This is a genomic window from Micromonospora salmantinae (genome assembly GCF_022230905.1).
In the GTDB taxonomy this organism is placed as follows: Bacteria; Actinomycetota; Actinomycetes; order Mycobacteriales; family Micromonosporaceae; genus Micromonospora; species Micromonospora salmantinae.
The window spans coordinates 123,534-140,692 of sequence record NZ_JAKKFG010000017.1 but is presented as its reverse complement, the minus strand read 5'-3'; the positions used below and the strand labels follow the sequence as shown (position 1 = coordinate 140,692).

Below are 17,159 nucleotides of genomic sequence, written 5' to 3'. Positions count from 1 at the left end.
TGGGTCTGGGTCTGGGTCTGGGCCCGGGCCTGGGTCTGGGCCTGGGTCTGGGCCTGGGTCTGGGCCCGGGCCTGGGCCTGGGCCTGGGTCTGGGCCTGGGCCTGGGTCTGGGCCTGGGTCTGGGTCTGGGCCTGGGTCTGGGTCTGGGCCTGGGCCTGGGCCTGGGCTCCTGGCCTGCGCGCACCCCCCTTGGCCTCAGGCTCCAAACCACGGTCACCGACTCCGGGCGATTCGTTTACGACATCAGCTCCAAAGGGAGACCGGGGTGGGTGGTCGACCCCGCTGGGCCGGTCGTTTCCCCGCGGTTGTTCCGCCCGGCGGCGTCCGCCGCAGCTCATACCGCCGCCTCGTCCCGACGCCTCGTCCCGACGCCTCGTCCCGCCGCCTCGTCCCGCCGCAGATCACAGCTCCGCGTCACGGTCGCGGATCACAGTCGTGGGGTGGGCACGGACCGCTGGCGGAGGGCGGGGCTACCGTGAGGGTGTGGCGCTCTCCCTGGCGATCTCGCCCTGCCCCAACGACACGTTCGTCTTCCACGCGCTGGTGCACGGGCGGGTGCCCGGCGCGCCGCCGGTCGAGGTGACGTACGCCGACGTGGACGTCACCAACACGGCGGCCGAGCGGGGTGCGTTCGACCTGGTGAAGGTGAGCTTCGCGGCGCTGCCCTGGCTGCTCGACGACTACCACCTGCTGCCCTGCGGCGGTGCCCTGGGTCGCGGTTGCGGTCCGCTGGTGCTCACCCGGGGCGACCGTGACGGCGGGCCGGACCGTACCGACCTGACCGGCGCCACGGTGGCGGTGCCGGGTGACCGGACCACCGCGTACCTGCTGTTCCGGCTCTGGGCGGCCGGGCGGCCACCGGCCCGGATCGAGGTGGTTCCGTTCCACGAGATCATGCCGGGCGTGGCGGCTGGGCGCTACGACGCTGGGCTGGTCATCCACGAGGCCCGGTTCACCTACCACCGGCACGGCCTGAGCGCCCTTGTCGACCTCGGCGAATGGTGGGAGGGCGACACCGGCCTGCCCATCCCCCTCGGCGCGATCCTGGCCCGACGCGGTGCGGTCGACCCGGACGCCGCGGCCGGCTGGGTCCGCGAGTCGGTCCGGCAGGCGTGGGCGGACCCGGCAGCCAGCCGGGAGTACGTGCTGGCGCACGCCCAGGAGATGGAGCTCGACGTGGTCGACCGGCACATCGGCCTGTACGTCAACGAGTTCACCGCGGACCTGGGCGAGGCCGGTTTCGCCGCGGTGGCGGCACTGCTCGACCGGGCCGCCACCGCCGGCCTGGTGCCTCAGACCTCCAGCTCGCGGGCCACCGCGTGGACAAGCTGAGCGATCTTCTGCGCGGACTTCTTGTCCGGGTACCGACCCCGGCGCAGGTCCGGCTGGACCTTCGCCTCCAGCACCTTGATCATGTCTTCGACCAGGCCGTGCAGCTCCTCGGCCGGCCGACGCCGCAGCTCCGACATCGACGGCGGCGCGTCCAGCAGTTTGACCCCCATGGCCTGCGCGCCCCGGCGGCTGTCCACCACGCTGAAGTCGACCCGCTGGCCACCCTTGAGGTCGGTGACACCCGCCGGCAGCGCCCCCTTGGGCAGGAACACGTCGCCGCCCTCGTCACTCGTGACGAAGCCGTATCCCTTGGCCGTGTCGTACCACTTCACTCGACCCGTAGGCACCTGAAAACCCCTGCTTCACTTGAGCCGCTACTGCTCCAAGGCTAGCTGGATCATCCCGTCGAGCGCCGCTGGGAATTCGGTGAGCTCGTTCAGCACCACTTCCGCCCCGGCCTCGCGCAGCTCATCTGAGGAGCAAGGGCCGGTTGCGACACCGATGCCGGGCACCCCGGCCGCTGCCGCCGCCACCATGTCCGCGACGTGGTCACCGACGTAGTGGGTCGCACCGTGCTCCCGCAGAGCGGTCGCCTTCTGCTCGGCGAACAGGTCGCCGGCCAGCTCGTCGACAGTGAGACCGAGGTGGTCCAGGTGCAACCGGGCCAGCCGACCGATCTTGGACGTGACGACCAGCACCCGGCCACCCCGCGCACGGATCGCCTCGACGGCCTCCCGAGCGCCGGGCAGCAGGAGCGTCGGGGTGATCGCGTACGCCGGGTACAGCTCGCGATACACCCGCACGGCCGACTCGACCTGCTCCGGCGGGAACCAGTGCGCGATCTCGGTACGCAGCGGCGGCCCGAGCCGGGACACCGCCAACTCGGCGTCGACCGGCACACCGGTCCTCGCGGTCAGCGCCCGGTACGCCGCGGCGATGCCGGGGCGGGAGTCCACCAGGGTCATGTCGAGGTCGAATCCGACCGTCAGTGCGGGCATGTCGAGAAACGTACCGGCTACTCCCAGCCGACCGGACGTCCGAGGGGCGCGGAAGCCCGGTGCCGGGCTAGCGTGGAAAGACGATGACCACCTCACTCGCCGACCACCTGCGGTCGCTGCCCGACGAGTCACTGGCCGCGCTCCTCCAGCTGCGGCCCGACCTCGTCGTGCCCGTGCCGGCCGACGTCTCCGCCCTGGCCATCCGGGCCCAGTCCCGGGTCTCCGTGGCCCGCGCGCTGGACGGTCTGGACCAGTTCACCCTTCAGATCCTCGACGCCGCCCGCCTCACCCGGAGTCCGGACGACGCCACCACGGCCACCGACACCGTGCTCGCGATGGCGACCTCGGGGCCGCAACCGCCGGCTCCGACGGCCGTCCGGGCCGCCGTGGGCCGACTGCGTGCGCTCTTCCTGCTGTACGGCCCGGAGCACGCGCTCCAGGTGCTGCCCGCCGTCGACGAAGTCTCCCCGTACCCCGCTGGGCTCGGCCGACCGGCCGCTGAGCTGGACCCGCGCACGGCCGCGCTGTGCGCGGACCCGGCGAAGCTCCGACGGACGGTGCTCGCCGCCCCGCCCTCGGCCCGGGCGATCCTGGACCGGTTGGCGGCCGGCCCGCCGGTGGGCAGCGTGCCGCCGGGGGCGTTGCAGGCGCCGCCGCTCGGCGCGGCGGACCCGGTCCTCTCCGACCCGACCAACGGTGGCGCGCCGACCGGCTCCCCGGTGCGGTGGCTCGTCGACAACCGACTGCTGGTCCCGGCGACGACCGGCTCGTCCACGGCCAGCGGAACTGTGGAGTTGCCCCGCGAGGTCGGCCTGCTGCTGCGCCGGGACAGCGGTCCCCTCGGGCCGCTGCGTACCAGCCCACCGCCGGTGGCCGCCACGCCGCGTGAGCCGAAAGCGGTCGACTCGGCCGGAGCCGGGCAGGCCATGGAGGTGGTCCGAAACACCGAAGGGCTGCTGGAGCAGCTCGCCGACGAGCCAGCGCCGGTGCTGCGTTCGGGTGGCATCGGTGTACGGGACCTGCGCCGGTTGGCGCGTACCGCCGGGCTGGACGAACCGAGCACCGCGCTGCTGCTGGAGGTGGCCTACGCGGCAGGGCTCCTCGGTGAGCTGGAGATGCCCGGTGCGACCACCGGCCGGTACGGGGCGGATCAGCAGGTGCTGCCGACCGGCGGGTACGAGGTGTGGCGGGCCGGCTCGCTGGCCCAACGGTGGGAGCAACTCGCCCGAGCGTGGCTGACCATGACCCGGCAGGTGGGGCTGGTGGGCCGCCGTGACGAGCGGGACCGACCGATCGCCGCACTCTCCTCCGAGGCCGAGCGGGCCAGCGTGCCGGCCACTCGACGGGCGGTGCTCGGCGTACTGGCCGATCTTGAGCCGGCGACGGCACCCACCCCGGAGGAGGTGCAGGAGCTGCTGGACTGGCGGGCTCCGCGTCGCAGCCGGGGCCGGGACGCCGCCCACCGGGAGGTGCTGGCCGAGGCCGCGCAGCTGGGCGTGACGGGGCTGGGGGCGCTCACCTCGTACGGTCGGCTGCTGCTGGGGGACCTGACGTCGACCGACGAGCGGGGTGACGACCCGCTGGGCGTGCACGCCGACGTCGAGAGTGGCGACCCGTCCAGTGCCGCGCGGGCGCTGGACGCCCTGTTGCCCGCACCGGTCGACCACTTCCTGGTACAGGCCGACCTGACCGTTGTGGTGCCCGGCCCACCCGAGCCGGCGCTCGCCGTCGAGCTGGAGGCGATGACCGAGCTGGAGTCGGCCGGAGGGGCCAGCGTGCACCGGGTCACCACGGCGAGCGTGCGGCGGGCCCTGGATTCCGGCTACACGGCCGACGACCTGCACGACGTGTTCCGGCGTCGGTCACGTACCCCCGTGCCGCAGGGGCTCACCTACCTGATCGACGACGTGGCCCGTAAGCACGGCGGGCTGCGGGTCGGCCTGGCCGGGGCGTACCTGCGCAGCGACGACGAGACGCTGATCAGCGAGGTGTTGGCCGACCGCCGGCTGGAGTCGGTGGCGCTGCGCCGGCTAGCGCCCACGGTGCTGTGTACGCAGTACCAGGTTGGTCGGCTGCTGGGCGCGCTGCGCGACGCGGGGTACGCCCCGGTGCAGGAGGACGGCACCGGCAGCACGGTGCTGGCCCGGCCGCGAATCCGGCGGGCCCCGCCCCGGGTGTCGGTGACCACCCGGACGATCGACCCGCTGGCCGCCCCGAAGCTGCCCATGCCCCGGCTGCTCGGCGTGGTGGAGCACATCCGGCGAGGCGACGCGGCGGCGCGGGCCGCCCGACGGGCGCCGGCGGTGGTGCGCGGCGGCGCGCCAGGGCTGGGCGGCGGCCCGGTGCCGGCGCACACCCACAGCGAGGCCCTGGCGGTGCTCCAGCAGGCGGTCCGGGACAAGGCGCTGGTCTGGGTGGGTTACGTCGACGCGCACGGGGCGACGGCGTCACGCCTGCTCAAGCCGGTGTCGATCGGTGCCGGCTATCTGCGGGCCGAGGACGAACGGACCGAGATGCTGCACACGTTCGCGCTGCACCGGATCACCGCGGCGGTGGTGGCGGACTGACCGACGGCGCCACCGCGCGGGCGCTGTCGGTCAGCGGCGGCTGCGGCGTACGGTGCCGACCACCGAGATGATCAGCAGCAGCCCGAAGCCGGCGCCGGCGGATTCCCCGACCGAGTCGACGAAGCCCTGCTGGAGCACCAGCCAGCCGAAGAGGAACCACCCGAGCAGGAGCGTCGCCGCGACGGCGTACGCGATCACCGTCGCTCGGGACACCTCGTCGGGTGGTGCGTGCTCGTGCTCCGCGATCACGTCACGGTCGACCGTCATGCCCAGCCTCCCCGCCCGGTCCGGCCCTGGACTCCAAGGGTGACACTCGAAAGTCTGGTCGGACAGGGGGTTAGCGCCGCGATTCGTTCGGTGTCACTCAGGTGCCGGGGCGCCGGCCGATCAGCACCACCCGGGTGCCGACCTTGCCGAGCTCCCACATCCGGACGGCGTCGGCGTGCAGCAGGTTGACGCACCCGTGCGAGCCGATCGACTTCTCGTGCAGGTAGGTGGTGGTCTCGTGGAAGCCCATTCCCTGGGTGAAGTGCTGCCAGTACGGCAGCCACACCTCGTACGGGTTGGACCACTCCTTGGGGTTGCGGTAGTTGACGGCGTACGTGCCGGCGGGGGTGCGGTAGCCGGACATGCCGGTGCGGGTCACCGTCGGTGCCATGATCACCTTGCCGCCGCGCAGCGCCCAGACGGTCTGCCGGGTCAGGTCGACGCAGAACGTGGTGCCGGTGCCGGCCTTGCAGCGGGTCGTGTCGGTGCTGGCGAGGCGCTGGGCCACGTCGAGGGTGGTTGGTCCGGCGCGACCCTCGACGGGGCGAATGCCGTACCTCTTCTGGAACTTCTTGATCGCCGCGCAGTCGGCGGCGGACTGCCGGCCGTCCACTGTCACCGCCCCGAACCCGCCCAACCGGGCCAGGTGGGTCTCCACCGCGCGCTGGTGCTGCCCCTGGGGGCAGCCGGCGACGGTCGGCGTACCGGTGCCGGGGGTTTTCGTGGGTGCCGGGCGGGTCGGTTTCGGCGTGGGTTTCCGGGTGGGTTTCGGGGTGGGCGAGGCCGGGGTGGGCCGGCCGTGCTGGTCGGGCCCGGACGTGTCGCCCGCCCCCGTTGCCTGTTCCGCCGCACCGGCTGGGGCGGCTCCCCCGCCACCACTCCCGCCGGACTGCGGATCGAACGCGCACGCTCCCGCGCCGACCAGCACGACCACCACGAGGGCAACCAGCCGGGAAGTGATCCGGACATGCTTCATGGGCCCTCCCCAGACAGTCGTCCCTTTACTAGACGTTCGTGAGTGCCATCACGGTTGCGCCCGGTGAGCATCTTTCTTCCGCCGTCCCGCATCGTGCAACACTGGATGGTCGGCCAGCAGCGGGTATGCCACCCGTTCCGGCCGGTCGGCCAACCGAGGGAAGGACGCTGGCGTGAGCGGTGGACCACTGATCGTGCAGTCGGACAAGACCCTGCTGCTGGAGATCGACCACCCCGACGCGCAGGCCTGCAGGATGGCGATCGCGCCGTTCGCGGAGCTGGAACGCTCGCCGGAGCACGTGCACACCTACCGGCTGACCCCGCTGGGTCTGTGGAACGCCCGCGCGGCGGGGCACGACGCCGAGGGTGTCGTGGATTCGCTGCTCAAGTACTCCCGCTACCCGGTGCCGCACGCGCTGCTGGTGGACGTGGCCGAGACGATGGACCGGTACGGCCGGCTTCAGCTCGCCAACGACCCGGCGTACGGGCTGGTGCTGCGCGCACTGGACCGGCTGGTGCTGATCGAGGTGGCCAAGAGCAAGAAGCTCGCCGGGATGCTCGGCGACAAGATCGACGACGACACCATCCGGGTGCACCCGTCCGAGCGTGGCCGGCTCAAGCAGGCGCTGCTCAAGCTGGGCTGGCCGGCCGAGGACCTGGCCGGGTACGTCGACGGTGAGGCGCACCCGATCGAGCTGGCCGAGGCCGGCAAGGACGGGCGCAAGCCGTGGACGCTGCGCTCGTACCAGCGGGAGGCCGTGGAGGCGTTCTGGGCCGGCGGGTCGGGGGTGGTGGTGCTGCCCTGCGGCGCCGGCAAGACCCTGGTCGGCGCGGCGGCGATGGCCGAGGCGAAGGCGACCACCCTGATCCTGGTCACCAACACGGTCGCCGGCCGGCAGTGGAAGCGGGAGCTGATCGCCCGCACCTCGCTGACCGAGGAGGAGATCGGCGAGTACTCGGGCGAGCGCAAGGAGATCCGCCCGGTCACCATCGCCACGTACCAGGTGCTCACCTCGCGGCGTGGCGGCGCGTTCACCCACCTGGACCTCTTCGGGGCCCGCGACTGGGGCCTGGTCGTCTACGACGAGGTGCACCTGCTGCCCGCGCCGATCTTCCGGTTCACAGCGGACCTCCAGGCCCGCCGCCGGCTCGGCCTCACCGCGACTCTGGTACGCGAGGACGGCCGCGAGGGTGACGTGTTCAGCCTCATCGGGCCCAAGCGGTACGACGCGCCGTGGAAGGACATCGAGTCGCAGGGCTGGATCGCCCCGGCCGAGTGCACCGAGGTCCGGGTGACACTGACCGACGCGGAGCGGATGTCGTACGCGACGGCGGAGGCCGAGGAGCGCTACCGGATGGCGGCGACCGCCCGCACCAAGCTGCCGGTGGTCAAGGCGCTGGTCGACCGGCACCCGGACGACCAGGTGCTGGTGATCGGCGCGTACATCGACCAGCTGCACCAGCTCGGCGAGTACCTCGACGCGCCGATCATCCAGGGCTCGACCACGAACAAGGAGCGGGAACGGCTGTTCGACGCGTTCCGGTCCGGGTCGCTGCGAACGTTGGTCATCTCGAAGGTCGGCAACTTCTCCATCGACCTGCCCGAGGCGGCGGTGGCGATCCAGGTGTCCGGGACGTTCGGGTCACGCCAGGAGGAGGCGCAGCGGCTCGGTCGGGTGCTGCGGCCGAAGGCCGACGGCCGGCAGGCGCACTTCTACACGGTGGTGTCCCGGGACACGATCGACACCGAGTACGCGGCGCATCGGCAGCGCTTCCTCGCCGAGCAGGGGTACGCGTACACGATCGTCGACGCCGACGACGTCCTCGGCCCGAAGCTCCCGACCGTCGACTGACGCACGCTGCCTTGATCGACTCGGTCTCCAGGAAGTCGCGGTGTCCGGGGCGCTGTGATGCCCCGATCTCCTGGAACCCGAGTCGATCAGCGCGGTGGGTGCGGGCGCCTGGCGGGGACGGGGTGTCTCGTGCGCTCGCTATGGAGCTGATGTCGTAGACGAATCAGCCGTCCGGCGTGGACGGCGGCCACGGGCAACGCCGGGAAGTAACGCCTCGTGCACCGCGCTCCACACGCTCCGTGCGCCGCGCTCCGGAGCAACCAGCGAGCGTCAGCGCTTGTGGGACTCCGCGACGAAGACCCCGCGCCCGGGACGCCCGACGAGGACGCTCTCTTTCCGCAGCTTCGCCACCGCACGGCTGATCGTGGACTGCGAGACGTCGTATTCGTCTGCCAGCACGCGCCCGGACGGAAGCTGTGACCCCGGCGGATAGGTCCCGTCCTTGATCTTCTTCAGAAGATCGTCGAGCAGCTCGTCCATTGTGGGCGGGATAGGCACGTGGAGCCCCTTGCAGTCGGTTGGCTCGCCCAGTATTGATCAGCCGCTTCGACGTAGGCAACGCATGTAGCGCGAGTGACATAGGTGGGTAGATGACTCCGAGACGTGCTTGACATAGGTAACAGCCCCGCTACCGATGAGCGACCGCTGGGTGATCCACCTGCCGATCACCGCGCCTGACCTGCTGCGCGCCCGCATCTTCGCGGCCGCTGCTCGGGTGTTGGTCCGGCTCAGCGCGCGGGTCGAGCCGGGCGGGGTGACCGTCTCGGCGGAGGACCAGCAGGGCGTACGACATTGGGTCTTCTGTGATCGGCCACTGCCCGGCGGCGCCCGGTGCGCCCTGCCCACCGACCACCTTGCGCCGTGCGCGCGACGACCACGTCAGCCCTGACCGGCAACGCTCACGGGGAGAAGCGGTCTACCAGCACCGCCAACCGGCGGTCGTGGTCGGCGCGGCGGAGCCGGCCGCTGCGCATCAGTGTGACCAGCCCGTGCAGGCCGGCCCAGAAGGTCTCGGTGACCGTCTCCAGGTCGTCGTCCGCCGCGACCGGGCGCACCGTCTCGGACAGTTCGGCGAAGCCTCGGGCCAGGTCGGTTGGCACGTCCTGGCTGGCGAACGGCAGGTCCACGGCGAGGGTGAACATCGCGTCGTAGATCGCGGGCCGCTGCTGGGCGAACGCGACGTACGCGGCTGCCACGTCGGCGACCGCCTGCCGGGGGTCGGCGGCGGAGGCCCGGGCCGAAACCACTGCGGTTGCCAGCTCGGCGAAGCCCTCGACGGCTACCGCCGCCATGATGGCGTCCTTGCCCTTGAAGTGGCTGTAGAGGACGGGCTGGCTGTACTCGATCTCGGCGGCGAGCCGTCGGGTGGTTACCGCGTCCCAGCCTTCGGCCAACGCCAGGTCCCGTGCCGCGCTGATGATCGCCTGCTCCCGTTCAGCCCGCTCACGCTCCCGGCGCGCCTGTGTCGACATGACAGCAACCCTAGCACCGCTAGCATTGCTGTCGGCGCTCTGCTAGCGTCGCTCTCATATCTAGCACTGCTAGGAATTGGAGCAGACTCATGCTGGCACCCCTCGCCTACGGGCTCGCCGTCGTACTCAGCCTCTTCGTCGTCTTCATCGGCGCGCGGTTCCTGCTGGCGCCGCAGGCCGCCGCCGCCGGGTACGGCGTGCCGGCCCGCCCGGACGGCGACCCCGCCTACCTGACGGTCAAAGGGCTGAAGGACCTGACGTTCGGGCTGCTCGGCCTCGCCCTGATCGCCTTCACGACCGCCGACGCGGTCGCGTGGTTCATGCTGATCGTCGCGCTCGTCCCGCTGGGCGACACCGTCATCGTGCTACGGAACGGCGGCACGAAGGCTGTCGCCTTCGGCATCCACTTCGCCACCGCCCTCGTCGTCCTCCTGAACGCCGCCCTACTGTTCACCCTGTAGCTGCCAAGATCGTCGGCCGCGCCCTCGCCTGTGTTGATCAAGAGGTTTGCGTCATCGAACGGCCTGATGATGACGCAAACTTCTTGATCAACGGAGTCGATGGGTCACGAGGTGGGGGGTGGGCAGCGGTCGGGGAGGGTGACCTCGCCGGGGCGGTGGTCGAAGGTGTCCATGGTGAACCATTCGTCCAGCTCCGGGTCGAAGAGGTTCTGCAGGCCGAACTGCAACACCTGCCACCACCGGCTCGGGTCGTGCTGGTCGACGTAGATGTCCCCGAGCGCGATCGGGAACCGGAAGAACTCCCCCGGCACCGTGGAACCGCCGACCACCCCGACCCGCCAGTGGTCCACGTGCCGGTCCTTCTCACCCTGCAGGATCTCCGGCCCCACGTAGCGGGCGGTCTTCAACTTGTCGTTGAAGATCTGCCGGTTGAAGAACCCCGGCACCTTGCTGCACGCGCGGGGCGGAAACAGCGGGATGTTCGGCCACCTGTAGGTGAGCGTGTAGAGCGTGTTCTCGTAGATCAGGTTCGTGAACCAGATCGGATGGTCCGGGCCGCCGGCGGTCATCTGGCTGTTGCCGTCGCGGCCCTGCCAGGAGAACGGCACGTCGATCCCGAGGTCCCGCACGATGTACCGGCCGGTGCCCTGAAAGTCAGCGGGGAGCAGCGGTGGGCGCGGCTCCCGCGAATCGGGGACCGTAGGGCCGTCGGCCTGGGCCGCGCGGGGCAGCGGCGCCGCCGCCGGACCGGGCGCGACCACCCCGAGGGCGAACAGAGCGCCGGCCACCGCCGCAACCACACTCCGACGGGTACGCCTCGAAGCCATGTCCCCTCCGCCGGTGTGCACAGTGGCCGGCGCACTGACCGCGCGCGTGCCTTCGGCGAAGCGTAGGAGCAGAAGGAATGTGAGAACGGGCGGAAAGGATGGCCTCCACCTGACGGGTGACGAGACGCGCACCGCCCGGAACCGAAAGCGAGCCGGGGCCGGCGTAGAGCGAACCTGGCTGCTTGATCAAACAGCACCCTTCGAGGCGCGGGAAGGTCATGAGCTGTCCGACCGCTCAGGCGGCGCGGAGCTTACGAAGGACGTACTGGTTGAGACTCATCCCGTCCTCGGCGGCCTCGATGGCGAGCTCGCGATGCAGGCTCTCTCCGACACGGAGGTTGAACTTGCCTGAGTAGCTTCGCTCCGCGAACGGCTGCGGCACCGCCTCGCCCTGTTCCTGCATGTCGACGATCACCTCCTCCAACAGATCTTGAAGGCCCTGCAGCGCCTCCACCTGCGTGGGGGCCAGCCAGGAGAGCGACGCGAATTCGGCACAGGTGGCGATGAACTCCTGGTCATCGACCGACCAGGTGACGCGGTAGGTGTAGTGCGTGATCTCGGGACGGGCGTCGGGTTGCACCACATGGCCTCCTTCTTGTCGATCGCCTTGAGAACCTGCCGGACCTGATACGCCTTGGCCTTGCCCTTGTCGTCCTGGATGTTGACGCGTGGGTCACCGGCCCACGGCATCCTGAACACGGCACGCGAGGTGCCCGCCTGCCGCGGCTTCCCGAAGTAGTGCTCGCACACCCGATAAAGATCGTTGTAGGCGATGTTCTGCTGACGCTGCCGCATCGCTTCCACGAGCCTGGCTATCGAGGGCACCCGGCAATGGTACTACCCGCAGTACCAGTACTCCACTCTTTAGAGGACCCGGGTCACCTGCTCGGCGGCGACCACCGCGTCCCGCCGTGCCGGGTCGAGGTTGGCGCTGATCACCACTGACGCGCCGGCCGAGAGCGGCGCGAGCAACCACTTCAGCGGCTGCTCGGTCTCGGCGGCGTCGACCAGCAGGCGGTCGCCGGCGCGCAGGTCCAGCATCGTGGCGAACTCCTGGGCGAGCGCACCCCACTGACCGTAGGTGGTGCCGTCCGCGGTGGCCGGGTCCGACGGGTGGATGGCGGCGTGGTCGGGCGCGCCGTCGCCGTGCCGGAGCACCTCGGCGGACCAGTCCAACCAGCCCAACGGCACGTCGTCCAGCCGCCCCGGACCGGTGCCGACGAGATAGCGGTGCGGCGCCTCCGGCACGTCCTCCAGCCAGTCGTCCTGCCGCTCCGGCGTCACGAAGACCGCGTCGAACGGCCGGTCGCCGCCCGGTTCGAGCACCGCCAGGCCCGCTGTGGCGCGCGGTCGGAACGACACCGCCAGGCCCGAGGCCCAGGCACCCAACAACACCGCGGCGGTACGCCAGTGCGGCGGCAGCAGGACCGCTACGCGGCTGCCGGGGCCGAGTCGGCAGCCGTCCCGAAGCAGGCTCGCGCTGCGTGCCGCCCACTGACCGACCTGTTGTGCCGTCAGGTCGACGCGCTCGCCGGTCGCCTCGTCGCGGTAGCTGAGCAGCGGACGCTCGGCCTCGACGGGCCGGGCCGCCAGGTCGGCCGTGACGGTTGGCTGCATCTCCACGCTCCCCGGGTCGACGTCGGCACCACAGTACTCAACGACTTTGGTCGCACCGGTCGTCGGCCGATGGCCGTATCGGGTGACCGGGTGGCCCGCGCACGGTGCAGGGAACGATCCCCGAGAGGCCGCCGAGGAGCGCCCGTGCCGACCGGACCCGACCCCGCCACCGCCGACCATGCCGCCACCGACCGCCCCGCCGCCGCCGGCCGTCTGCCACTGCGTCGGCGGCTCCTGCCGGTGATCGCGTTGCTGCTGCCCCCGGCTACCTCGACGACACTCAGTACGCCGACACCCGGGCCGCCGCCGAGGCGACGCTGGTGCCGGGGCTCGAATTCAGCCTCCGGCAGGCGTTCGACCACGTGGGCAACCACATCGTGCTGACGATCTGCGCGCCGATCGTGCTCATCGAGTCGTTCCTCGGGCCGGAATGGCGGCTGCGGCCGTGGCTGGGCCGGCCCGGTCTCGCCGTGGTGGGCGTGCTCTACCTGCTCGGCAGCCTGTTGATCTTCTCTGACAGCAGCGGCCGGAAGGGCTTCCTGGCCAGTCCATTCCAGCTGGCCTTCGCCGCCGTGGTGGTCCTCGTACTGGTCGCGGTCGCGCTGCTGCCCCGCTGGCGCCGCGCCCACCCGCGCCGGGCCCGTCGGGTGCCGCACCCGCTCTGGGTGGGTCTGCCGGTCGCCCTCGTCCGCTTCGGCGCTGACCTGACGCCCGGCTGGGCGGGGGTGGCGATAGCGCTGGCGCTCGCGGCTGCCGCCGGAGGGCTTATCGCGTACTTGTCGTCGGGCGTGCGCTGGGGGCAGCGGCACGTGCTCGTAGCGGGCACCGCGGGCCTGGCCGCCGCCGCGGCGTTCGCGTACCTGGTGCCGCCGTACTCCCCTGCTTCCCCGGCGGCCGCCCTGGCCGGCGACGTCGCGGTCACCGTCATCACCGTGGCCCTGCTCGGCGGTGCCTGGTGGCGATCCCGCGAAGGCAGGCGGCCAGCGATTACACTCGCGGCCACACCACTTTGAGGGGGCCGCGCAGTGGGTGAGCTGCTGTCCACGATGGTCCAGATCATCAGCTCGTACGTCACCAGGGTGCTGGACCGGCGGGCGGTGTCCCAGGACGCGAAGGTCGGTGCCGAGCTGCTGGAGGTGGCCCTCACGCTTCAGGAGCTGTGCGTGAACGGCGAGCGCCTCCTGGCCCTGGCCGACACCCTGATCTCCAGCGGCGAGCCCCGCGCCGACGACCAGTCGGAGTTCGCCGCCCTGGTGCGCCGGCAGTCCACGCTGATCAATCAGCTCAGAGGCGGTATCGCGCACTCCCGGGCGCTGCTCGCCACCGTCGACGTGGACTTCGCGTTCGCGATGGCACCTTTCCTCGACGGCAAGTCGGGGCTGCTGTCCCGCTGGCAGCAACAGGCCGCTCTCAGTCAGTTCTCCACGACGACGTTGTTCTTCCTGCCCGCCGAGGCCGTCACCCGCCTGGTGGCTGGCAGCCCTGCCGCCTACACCGCAACCGCACTCGCCCGCAACCGGACGGACTTCGTGCTGATGGTGACGAACGAGGTGCAGAACGCGCGCCGGCGGGAGGTCCCGGACATCAGAGCGGTGGCGAACGACGAGAGCGAGACCCTGCTACGGGAGGTAGGACACGCCCGCTCCGAGATCGAGGCCGCCCGGGTGTTGTGTGGGCGACTGCTTATGGCAACTCAGGAGGCCATCGGCGCCGACGCCACCGCCCGCCTCCGGCGGACCTTGACGGGCCGGGGCTGACGGCGCACGGCTCAGGATCGATCCCAGTCGTAGCCGGCGCGGGCGAACGCCACACTGCCGTCACCGGTGGCGTAGACCTTCAGGGACAGCAGTCCCAATGATCGAGTGAGATTTTCGAGGTTGGAGCGGAGCCGCGAGAAGAGCCCGCTGCCCTTCAACTCGTCGGCGATGCGGATCTCGTCGAGTGAGGCGGATCTTGTGGTGAAGGACAACCGCAACTCGATCAGAGCCTGAAAGACTCCGGACGGCGCGATGCGCATCGAGACCGCTCCCCCGCCCTCGATGTAGAGCGACACCTCGACCCTCACCTCCGGCAGGTCCGCCGTCAGCACCTCGCACACCTGGCGCGGTGTCAGCTTCATCCACTGCCGCCAGGCGGCAAGGAAGTGGCCGTCCGCCCGGGTGACCGTCAGTACCGGTTCCATCGCCCGCAGGTCGGCCACTGTCAACGCCTCGATGGCCGGTCGCTCCCCGGCTCGGGCCTCCTCGTACGATGCCAGCGGCACTCCCGCCTCCAGCAGGAGCCGGTCCCAGTACGGATCGGGCCAGAAGGGGCCGGCCAGGAACTCGCCGACGTGGCACCAGAGCTCGTGCCAGAGCCGAACAGCCCGTAGCGGCCGCAGTCCGAGTCGCATAGCGCCGACGATGGCGCACCGGTGCACCAGCAGCGTCGCGGTGAGGGCGAACAGGTTCACCTCCGGCCGGTCGGCTTCATCAAGCGCCCGGACGGATTCGCGCTCCAGATCGGTGTACGTGACCATCTCCGGCGCGTCGGTGAGGGTGACCGGAATCTGGGTGTCCAGCAGCGAGTTGACGTCGGGTGGCACCCACCCCACGTTGTCGTTCAGCAGCACCAGGCTTACCTTCTGGTCCTGCTGCCATGCCTGGAGCTGCAGGAACGGATCCCCGGTCGGCAGCACACCGTGCTTCAGCCAGGTCACCGCCTCAGCGTGCAACCGCAGGCTCTCGCCGATCGCGGGAACCGTGACGACCAAGGCGGGGCCGTCGATTACCACAGTCAACGCCGGAACATCACGCAGCGCATCGACAAGCTCACTCTGCCGCATGGCTGCACTGTAGCGGTAGGCACCTCGTGGCTACGCCGTGCTTCGCCCGCTGTTCACGTGGACGTCGGGCCGCGCTGGTTCGCGTCCTCCGGACGATGTCAGCGCCCGTCAGCGGGTGGGCAGTTCCGGGCCGCCGTCGAGCAGCGGGCCGAGCAGGTCGTCGTACTCGTCGACCCGGGCCAGGACCTCGGCGGCGGTGAACTGGCGGACGGCCGGTTTCCGGCCGCGCGCGCCGGCCTCGACCTCGTCCCAGGTCAGCGGCGTCGACACCGACGGCACCGACTGGGCCCGCAGCGAGTACGGCGCCACTGTGGTCTTCGCCGCGTTGTTCTGGCTCCAGTCGATGAAGACCTTGCCCGGTCGGAGGTTCTTCGCCATCTTCGACACGATCAGCTTCGGGTGGGCCTTCTCCAGCTCCTGGGCGATCCGCCGGGCGTAGTCGGAGACGAGGTCGGACGACTGGGTGCCGGCGATCGGGCAGCAGAGCTGCATGCCCTTCTTGCCGGACGTCTTCGGGTACGACTCGATGCCGTCGTCGGCGAGGCGGTCACGCATCAGCACCGCCACCGGGCAACACTCGGCGAGCCCGGCCGGCGGCCCCGGGTCCAGGTCGACGACCATCATGTCGGGGTGTTCGCCCACCTTCCACTGCGGTGTGTGCAGCTCCAACGCGGCCAGGTTGGCCAGCCAGACCAGGGTGGGCAGGTCGTCGGCGACCACGTAGTCGATGGTCTCCCGGCCCTTCGTCGACCCGGGCGCGGGAAGGTTCTCCACCCGCACCCAGCCCGGGGTGGCGGCCGGCGTGTTCTTCTCGAAGAACGACTTGTCGTCCACCCCGTTGGGGAAGCGGATCCGGGTGACCGGTCGGTCCCGCAGGTGCGGCAGCAGCACCGGGGAGATCCGGGTGTAGTAGTCGATCACCTCACCCTTTGTGAACCCGGCCGCCGGGTAGAGCACCTTGTCCAGGTTGGACAACTCCAGCGCGCGGCCCTCGACGTCCACCCGTAGCCGTTCAGCCGGCATCGTCGACCTCCTCCGGAGGCTTGTCCGGGCGCAACCGCAGCACCCGGGGGAAGCGCAGCCGACCGTCGGGGGTGCGCTGGCCGTACTTCACCTCCACCACCACCCGGGGTGTTACCCAGATGGCGCCCCGCGCATCCTCGCGCGGCACACCCGGCGCGAACGGTGACACGCCGGAGCGCAGCGGCTCCAGCTCGGCGAGGAGCTGCCGCTCGATGGCCGCGCCGATCCCGCCGCCCACCCGACCCCGGTAGATCAGTCGGCGGTCCGGGCCGGGCACCCCGACCAGCAGCCCGCCGATCCGGCGCGCGCCCGGCCGCCAACCGCCGATGACGAAGTCGCCGGTCACCTCCAGCTTGACCTTCACCCAGTCCGGCGAGCGCACCCCGGGGCGGTAGACGGCCCCGACCCGCTTGGCCATCACCCCCTCCAGGCCGTGCTCCCCGGCCGCCTCGTAGGTGGCCGGCCCGTCGGCGAACATCGGTGGCACCGCCCACCGCAGGCCACCGAGCGCGAGCGCGTCGAGGGCCTCCCGGCGGCGCTCGTACGGCCAGCCGGTCAGGTCGTCGCCGTTCAGCCGGAGCAGGTCGAAGATCATGTACGTCACCGGCATGACAGCTGCCAACCGGGCGGCCTTGGCCCGGTCCCGGACGTGCATCCGCTCGGCCAGCGCGGTGAACGACGGCTGCCCGCCCTGGCCGAGCAGCACCACCTCGCCGTCGAGCAGCGCGTCGTCGACCTGCTCGGGCAGGGTGGCCAACTCCGGGTACGCGGCGGTGATCTCCACGCCGGAACGGGCATACAGGTGCTGACCGCCACCTGAGATGTCGGCCAGGGCGCGGACGCCGTCCCACTTGAACTCGTACGCCCAGCCGTCACCCGCCGGGAGCGGCCCGGTCATCGCGAGCATCGGCTTGAGCGGCGCGCCGGGCACGACCCGACTGTA

Annotated in this window: 20 protein-coding genes; 7 read left to right on the top strand and 13 right to left on the bottom strand. The window is 71.3% G+C overall.

Annotation, left to right across the window (positions count from 1 at the left end; genetic code table 11):
• On the bottom strand, positions 1–206 hold a 206-nt coding region (locus PSH03_RS15445), incomplete at its 3' end, for a hypothetical protein (protein ID WP_238689529.1).
• A gap of 277 nt (positions 207–483) precedes the next feature.
• On the opposite strand from PSH03_RS15445, the gene PSH03_RS15440 reads away from it, so the two are divergent.
• Complete coding sequence (locus PSH03_RS15440; RefSeq protein ID WP_210782792.1) at positions 484–1,332, top strand: 1,4-dihydroxy-6-naphtoate synthase; 849 nt, start codon at positions 484–486, stop codon at positions 1,330–1,332.
• Here the strand turns inward: PSH03_RS15440 and PSH03_RS15435 are convergent.
• Both PSH03_RS15435 and PSH03_RS15430 read right to left on the bottom strand, forming a co-directional pair.
• Complete coding sequence (locus PSH03_RS15435) at positions 1,293–1,679, bottom strand: cold-shock protein (protein ID WP_124816498.1); 387 nt, start codon at positions 1,677–1,679, stop codon at positions 1,293–1,295. The genes PSH03_RS15440 and PSH03_RS15435 overlap by 40 nt on opposite strands.
• 27 nt (positions 1,680–1,706) lie before the next feature.
• Positions 1,707–2,330 carry an HAD family hydrolase gene (locus PSH03_RS15430; RefSeq protein ID WP_210782791.1) on the bottom strand — a complete coding sequence of 208 codons (624 nt, stop codon included), beginning with the start codon at positions 2,328–2,330 and terminating at the stop codon, positions 1,707–1,709.
• Positions 2,331–2,413: 83 nt separating this feature from the next.
• On the opposite strand from PSH03_RS15430, the gene PSH03_RS15425 reads away from it, so the two are divergent.
• The gene (locus tag PSH03_RS15425) at positions 2,414–4,897 is read left to right on the top strand and encodes a helicase-associated domain-containing protein (RefSeq protein ID WP_210782790.1); all 2,484 of its coding nucleotides are present in this window, start codon (positions 2,414–2,416) and stop codon (positions 4,895–4,897) included.
• A gap of 30 nt (positions 4,898–4,927) precedes the next feature.
• Here the strand turns inward: PSH03_RS15425 and PSH03_RS15420 are convergent, their stop codons facing one another.
• Positions 4,928–5,164, bottom strand: coding sequence for a hypothetical protein (locus PSH03_RS15420; protein ID WP_210782788.1), 237 nt, complete (start codon positions 5,162–5,164; stop codon positions 4,928–4,930).
• Positions 5,165–5,261: 97 nt separating this feature from the next.
• A complete protein-coding gene (locus PSH03_RS15415) occupies positions 5,262–6,140 on the bottom strand; it encodes a L,D-transpeptidase family protein (protein ID WP_238689528.1) in 879 nt (292 codons plus the stop codon).
• A 172-nt stretch (positions 6,141–6,312) separates the two neighbouring features.
• Here PSH03_RS15415 and PSH03_RS15410 point away from each other — a divergent pair, with 172 nt between their 5' ends.
• Positions 6,313–7,992 (top strand): DNA repair helicase XPB, encoded by a 1,680-nt coding sequence (locus PSH03_RS15410; RefSeq protein WP_124854244.1) that lies wholly within the window; start codon positions 6,313–6,315, stop codon positions 7,990–7,992.
• Between the two features lie 270 nt (positions 7,993–8,262).
• Here PSH03_RS15410 and PSH03_RS15405 read toward each other — a convergent pair whose 3' ends face one another.
• Positions 8,263–8,472: a GntR family transcriptional regulator gene (locus PSH03_RS15405; RefSeq protein ID WP_210782784.1), complete on the bottom strand. Its 210-nt coding sequence runs from the start codon at positions 8,470–8,472 to the stop codon at positions 8,263–8,265.
• 154 nt (positions 8,473–8,626) lie between these two features.
• Here PSH03_RS15405 and PSH03_RS15400 point away from each other — a divergent pair, with 154 nt between their 5' ends.
• A complete protein-coding gene (locus tag PSH03_RS15400; protein ID WP_210782782.1) occupies positions 8,627–8,881 on the top strand; it encodes a hypothetical protein in 255 nt (84 codons plus the stop codon).
• A 10-nt stretch (positions 8,882–8,891) separates the two neighbouring features.
• On the opposite strand, the gene PSH03_RS15395 is transcribed toward PSH03_RS15400, so the two are convergent.
• Positions 8,892–9,464, bottom strand: a complete 573-nt coding sequence (locus tag PSH03_RS15395) for a TetR/AcrR family transcriptional regulator (protein ID WP_210782780.1) — start codon at positions 9,462–9,464, stop codon at positions 8,892–8,894.
• An 89-nt stretch (positions 9,465–9,553) separates the two neighbouring features.
• Here PSH03_RS15395 and PSH03_RS15390 point away from each other — a divergent pair, with 89 nt between their 5' ends.
• The gene (locus PSH03_RS15390; protein ID WP_210782778.1) at positions 9,554–9,925 is read left to right on the top strand and encodes a DUF4267 domain-containing protein; all 372 of its coding nucleotides are present in this window, start codon (positions 9,554–9,556) and stop codon (positions 9,923–9,925) included.
• Positions 9,926–10,029: 104 nt separating this feature from the next.
• Here the strand turns inward: PSH03_RS15390 and PSH03_RS15385 are convergent, their stop codons facing one another.
• The 3 genes from PSH03_RS15385 to PSH03_RS15375 form a co-directional block, all read right to left on the bottom strand.
• A complete protein-coding gene (locus PSH03_RS15385) occupies positions 10,030–10,752 on the bottom strand; it encodes a hypothetical protein (protein ID WP_238689527.1) in 723 nt (240 codons plus the stop codon).
• A 235-nt stretch (positions 10,753–10,987) separates the two neighbouring features.
• Positions 10,988–11,335, bottom strand: a complete 348-nt coding sequence (locus PSH03_RS32885) for a type II toxin-antitoxin system HicB family antitoxin (protein ID WP_238689526.1) — start codon at positions 11,333–11,335, stop codon at positions 10,988–10,990.
• Between the two features lie 281 nt (positions 11,336–11,616).
• On the bottom strand, positions 11,617–12,369 hold the full coding sequence (locus tag PSH03_RS15375) for a TIGR03089 family protein (protein ID WP_238689525.1): 753 nt from the start codon (positions 12,367–12,369) through the stop codon (positions 11,617–11,619).
• Positions 12,370–12,689: 320 nt separating this feature from the next.
• Between PSH03_RS15375 and PSH03_RS15370 the strand changes: the two genes are divergently transcribed.
• Both PSH03_RS15370 and PSH03_RS15365 read left to right on the top strand, forming a co-directional pair.
• Positions 12,690–13,382, top strand: coding sequence for a hypothetical protein (locus PSH03_RS15370; protein WP_238689524.1), 693 nt, complete (start codon positions 12,690–12,692; stop codon positions 13,380–13,382).
• A gap of 12 nt (positions 13,383–13,394) precedes the next feature.
• Complete coding sequence (locus PSH03_RS15365; protein ID WP_238689523.1) at positions 13,395–14,126, top strand: hypothetical protein; 732 nt, start codon at positions 13,395–13,397, stop codon at positions 14,124–14,126.
• 11 nt (positions 14,127–14,137) lie between these two features.
• On the opposite strand, the gene PSH03_RS15360 is transcribed toward PSH03_RS15365, so the two are convergent.
• The 3 genes from PSH03_RS15360 to ligD (PSH03_RS15350) form a co-directional block, all read right to left on the bottom strand.
• Entirely contained in the window at positions 14,138–15,193 is a 1,056-nt protein-coding gene (locus tag PSH03_RS15360) for a hypothetical protein (protein ID WP_238689522.1), read from the bottom strand.
• Positions 15,194–15,301: 108 nt separating this feature from the next.
• Complete coding sequence (ligD, locus tag PSH03_RS15355) at positions 15,302–16,216, bottom strand: non-homologous end-joining DNA ligase (protein WP_238689521.1); 915 nt, start codon at positions 16,214–16,216, stop codon at positions 15,302–15,304.
• Positions 16,206–17,147: a non-homologous end-joining DNA ligase gene (gene ligD, locus PSH03_RS15350; RefSeq protein WP_238689520.1), complete on the bottom strand. Its 942-nt coding sequence runs from the start codon at positions 17,145–17,147 to the stop codon at positions 16,206–16,208. The genes ligD (PSH03_RS15355) and ligD (PSH03_RS15350) overlap by 11 nt, the downstream gene beginning before the upstream one ends.
• Between the last annotated feature and the right edge of the window lie 12 nt (positions 17,148–17,159).

What these genes read in the sequence shown, in the direction of transcription:
- PSH03_RS15430 (WP_210782791.1), bottom strand. Translation starts at nt 2,330, where the DNA reads ATGCCCGCACTGACGGTCGGATTCGACCTCGACATGACCCTGGTGGAC.
- PSH03_RS15425 (WP_210782790.1), top strand. Translation starts at nt 2,414, where the DNA reads ATGACCACCTCACTCGCCGACCACCTGCGGTCGCTGCCCGACGAGTCA.
- PSH03_RS15420 (WP_210782788.1), bottom strand. Translation starts at nt 5,164, where the DNA reads ATGACGGTCGACCGTGACGTGATCGCGGAGCACGAGCACGCACCACCC.
- PSH03_RS15415 (WP_238689528.1), bottom strand. Translation starts at nt 6,140, where the DNA reads ATGAAGCATGTCCGGATCACTTCCCGGCTGGTTGCCCTCGTGGTGGTC.
- PSH03_RS15405 (WP_210782784.1), bottom strand. Translation starts at nt 8,472, where the DNA reads ATGGACGAGCTGCTCGACGATCTTCTGAAGAAGATCAAGGACGGGACC.
- PSH03_RS15400 (WP_210782782.1), top strand. Translation starts at nt 8,627, where the DNA reads ATGAGCGACCGCTGGGTGATCCACCTGCCGATCACCGCGCCTGACCTG.
- PSH03_RS15395 (WP_210782780.1), bottom strand. Translation starts at nt 9,464, where the DNA reads ATGTCGACACAGGCGCGCCGGGAGCGTGAGCGGGCTGAACGGGAGCAG.
- PSH03_RS15390 (WP_210782778.1), top strand. Translation starts at nt 9,554, where the DNA reads ATGCTGGCACCCCTCGCCTACGGGCTCGCCGTCGTACTCAGCCTCTTC.
- PSH03_RS15385 (WP_238689527.1), bottom strand. Translation starts at nt 10,752, where the DNA reads ATGGCTTCGAGGCGTACCCGTCGGAGTGTGGTTGCGGCGGTGGCCGGC.
- PSH03_RS15375 (WP_238689525.1), bottom strand. Translation starts at nt 12,369, where the DNA reads ATGCAGCCAACCGTCACGGCCGACCTGGCGGCCCGGCCCGTCGAGGCC.
- PSH03_RS15360 (WP_238689522.1), bottom strand. Translation starts at nt 15,193, where the DNA reads ATGCGGCAGAGTGAGCTTGTCGATGCGCTGCGTGATGTTCCGGCGTTG.
- ligD (WP_238689521.1), bottom strand. Translation starts at nt 16,216, where the DNA reads ATGCCGGCTGAACGGCTACGGGTGGACGTCGAGGGCCGCGCGCTGGAG.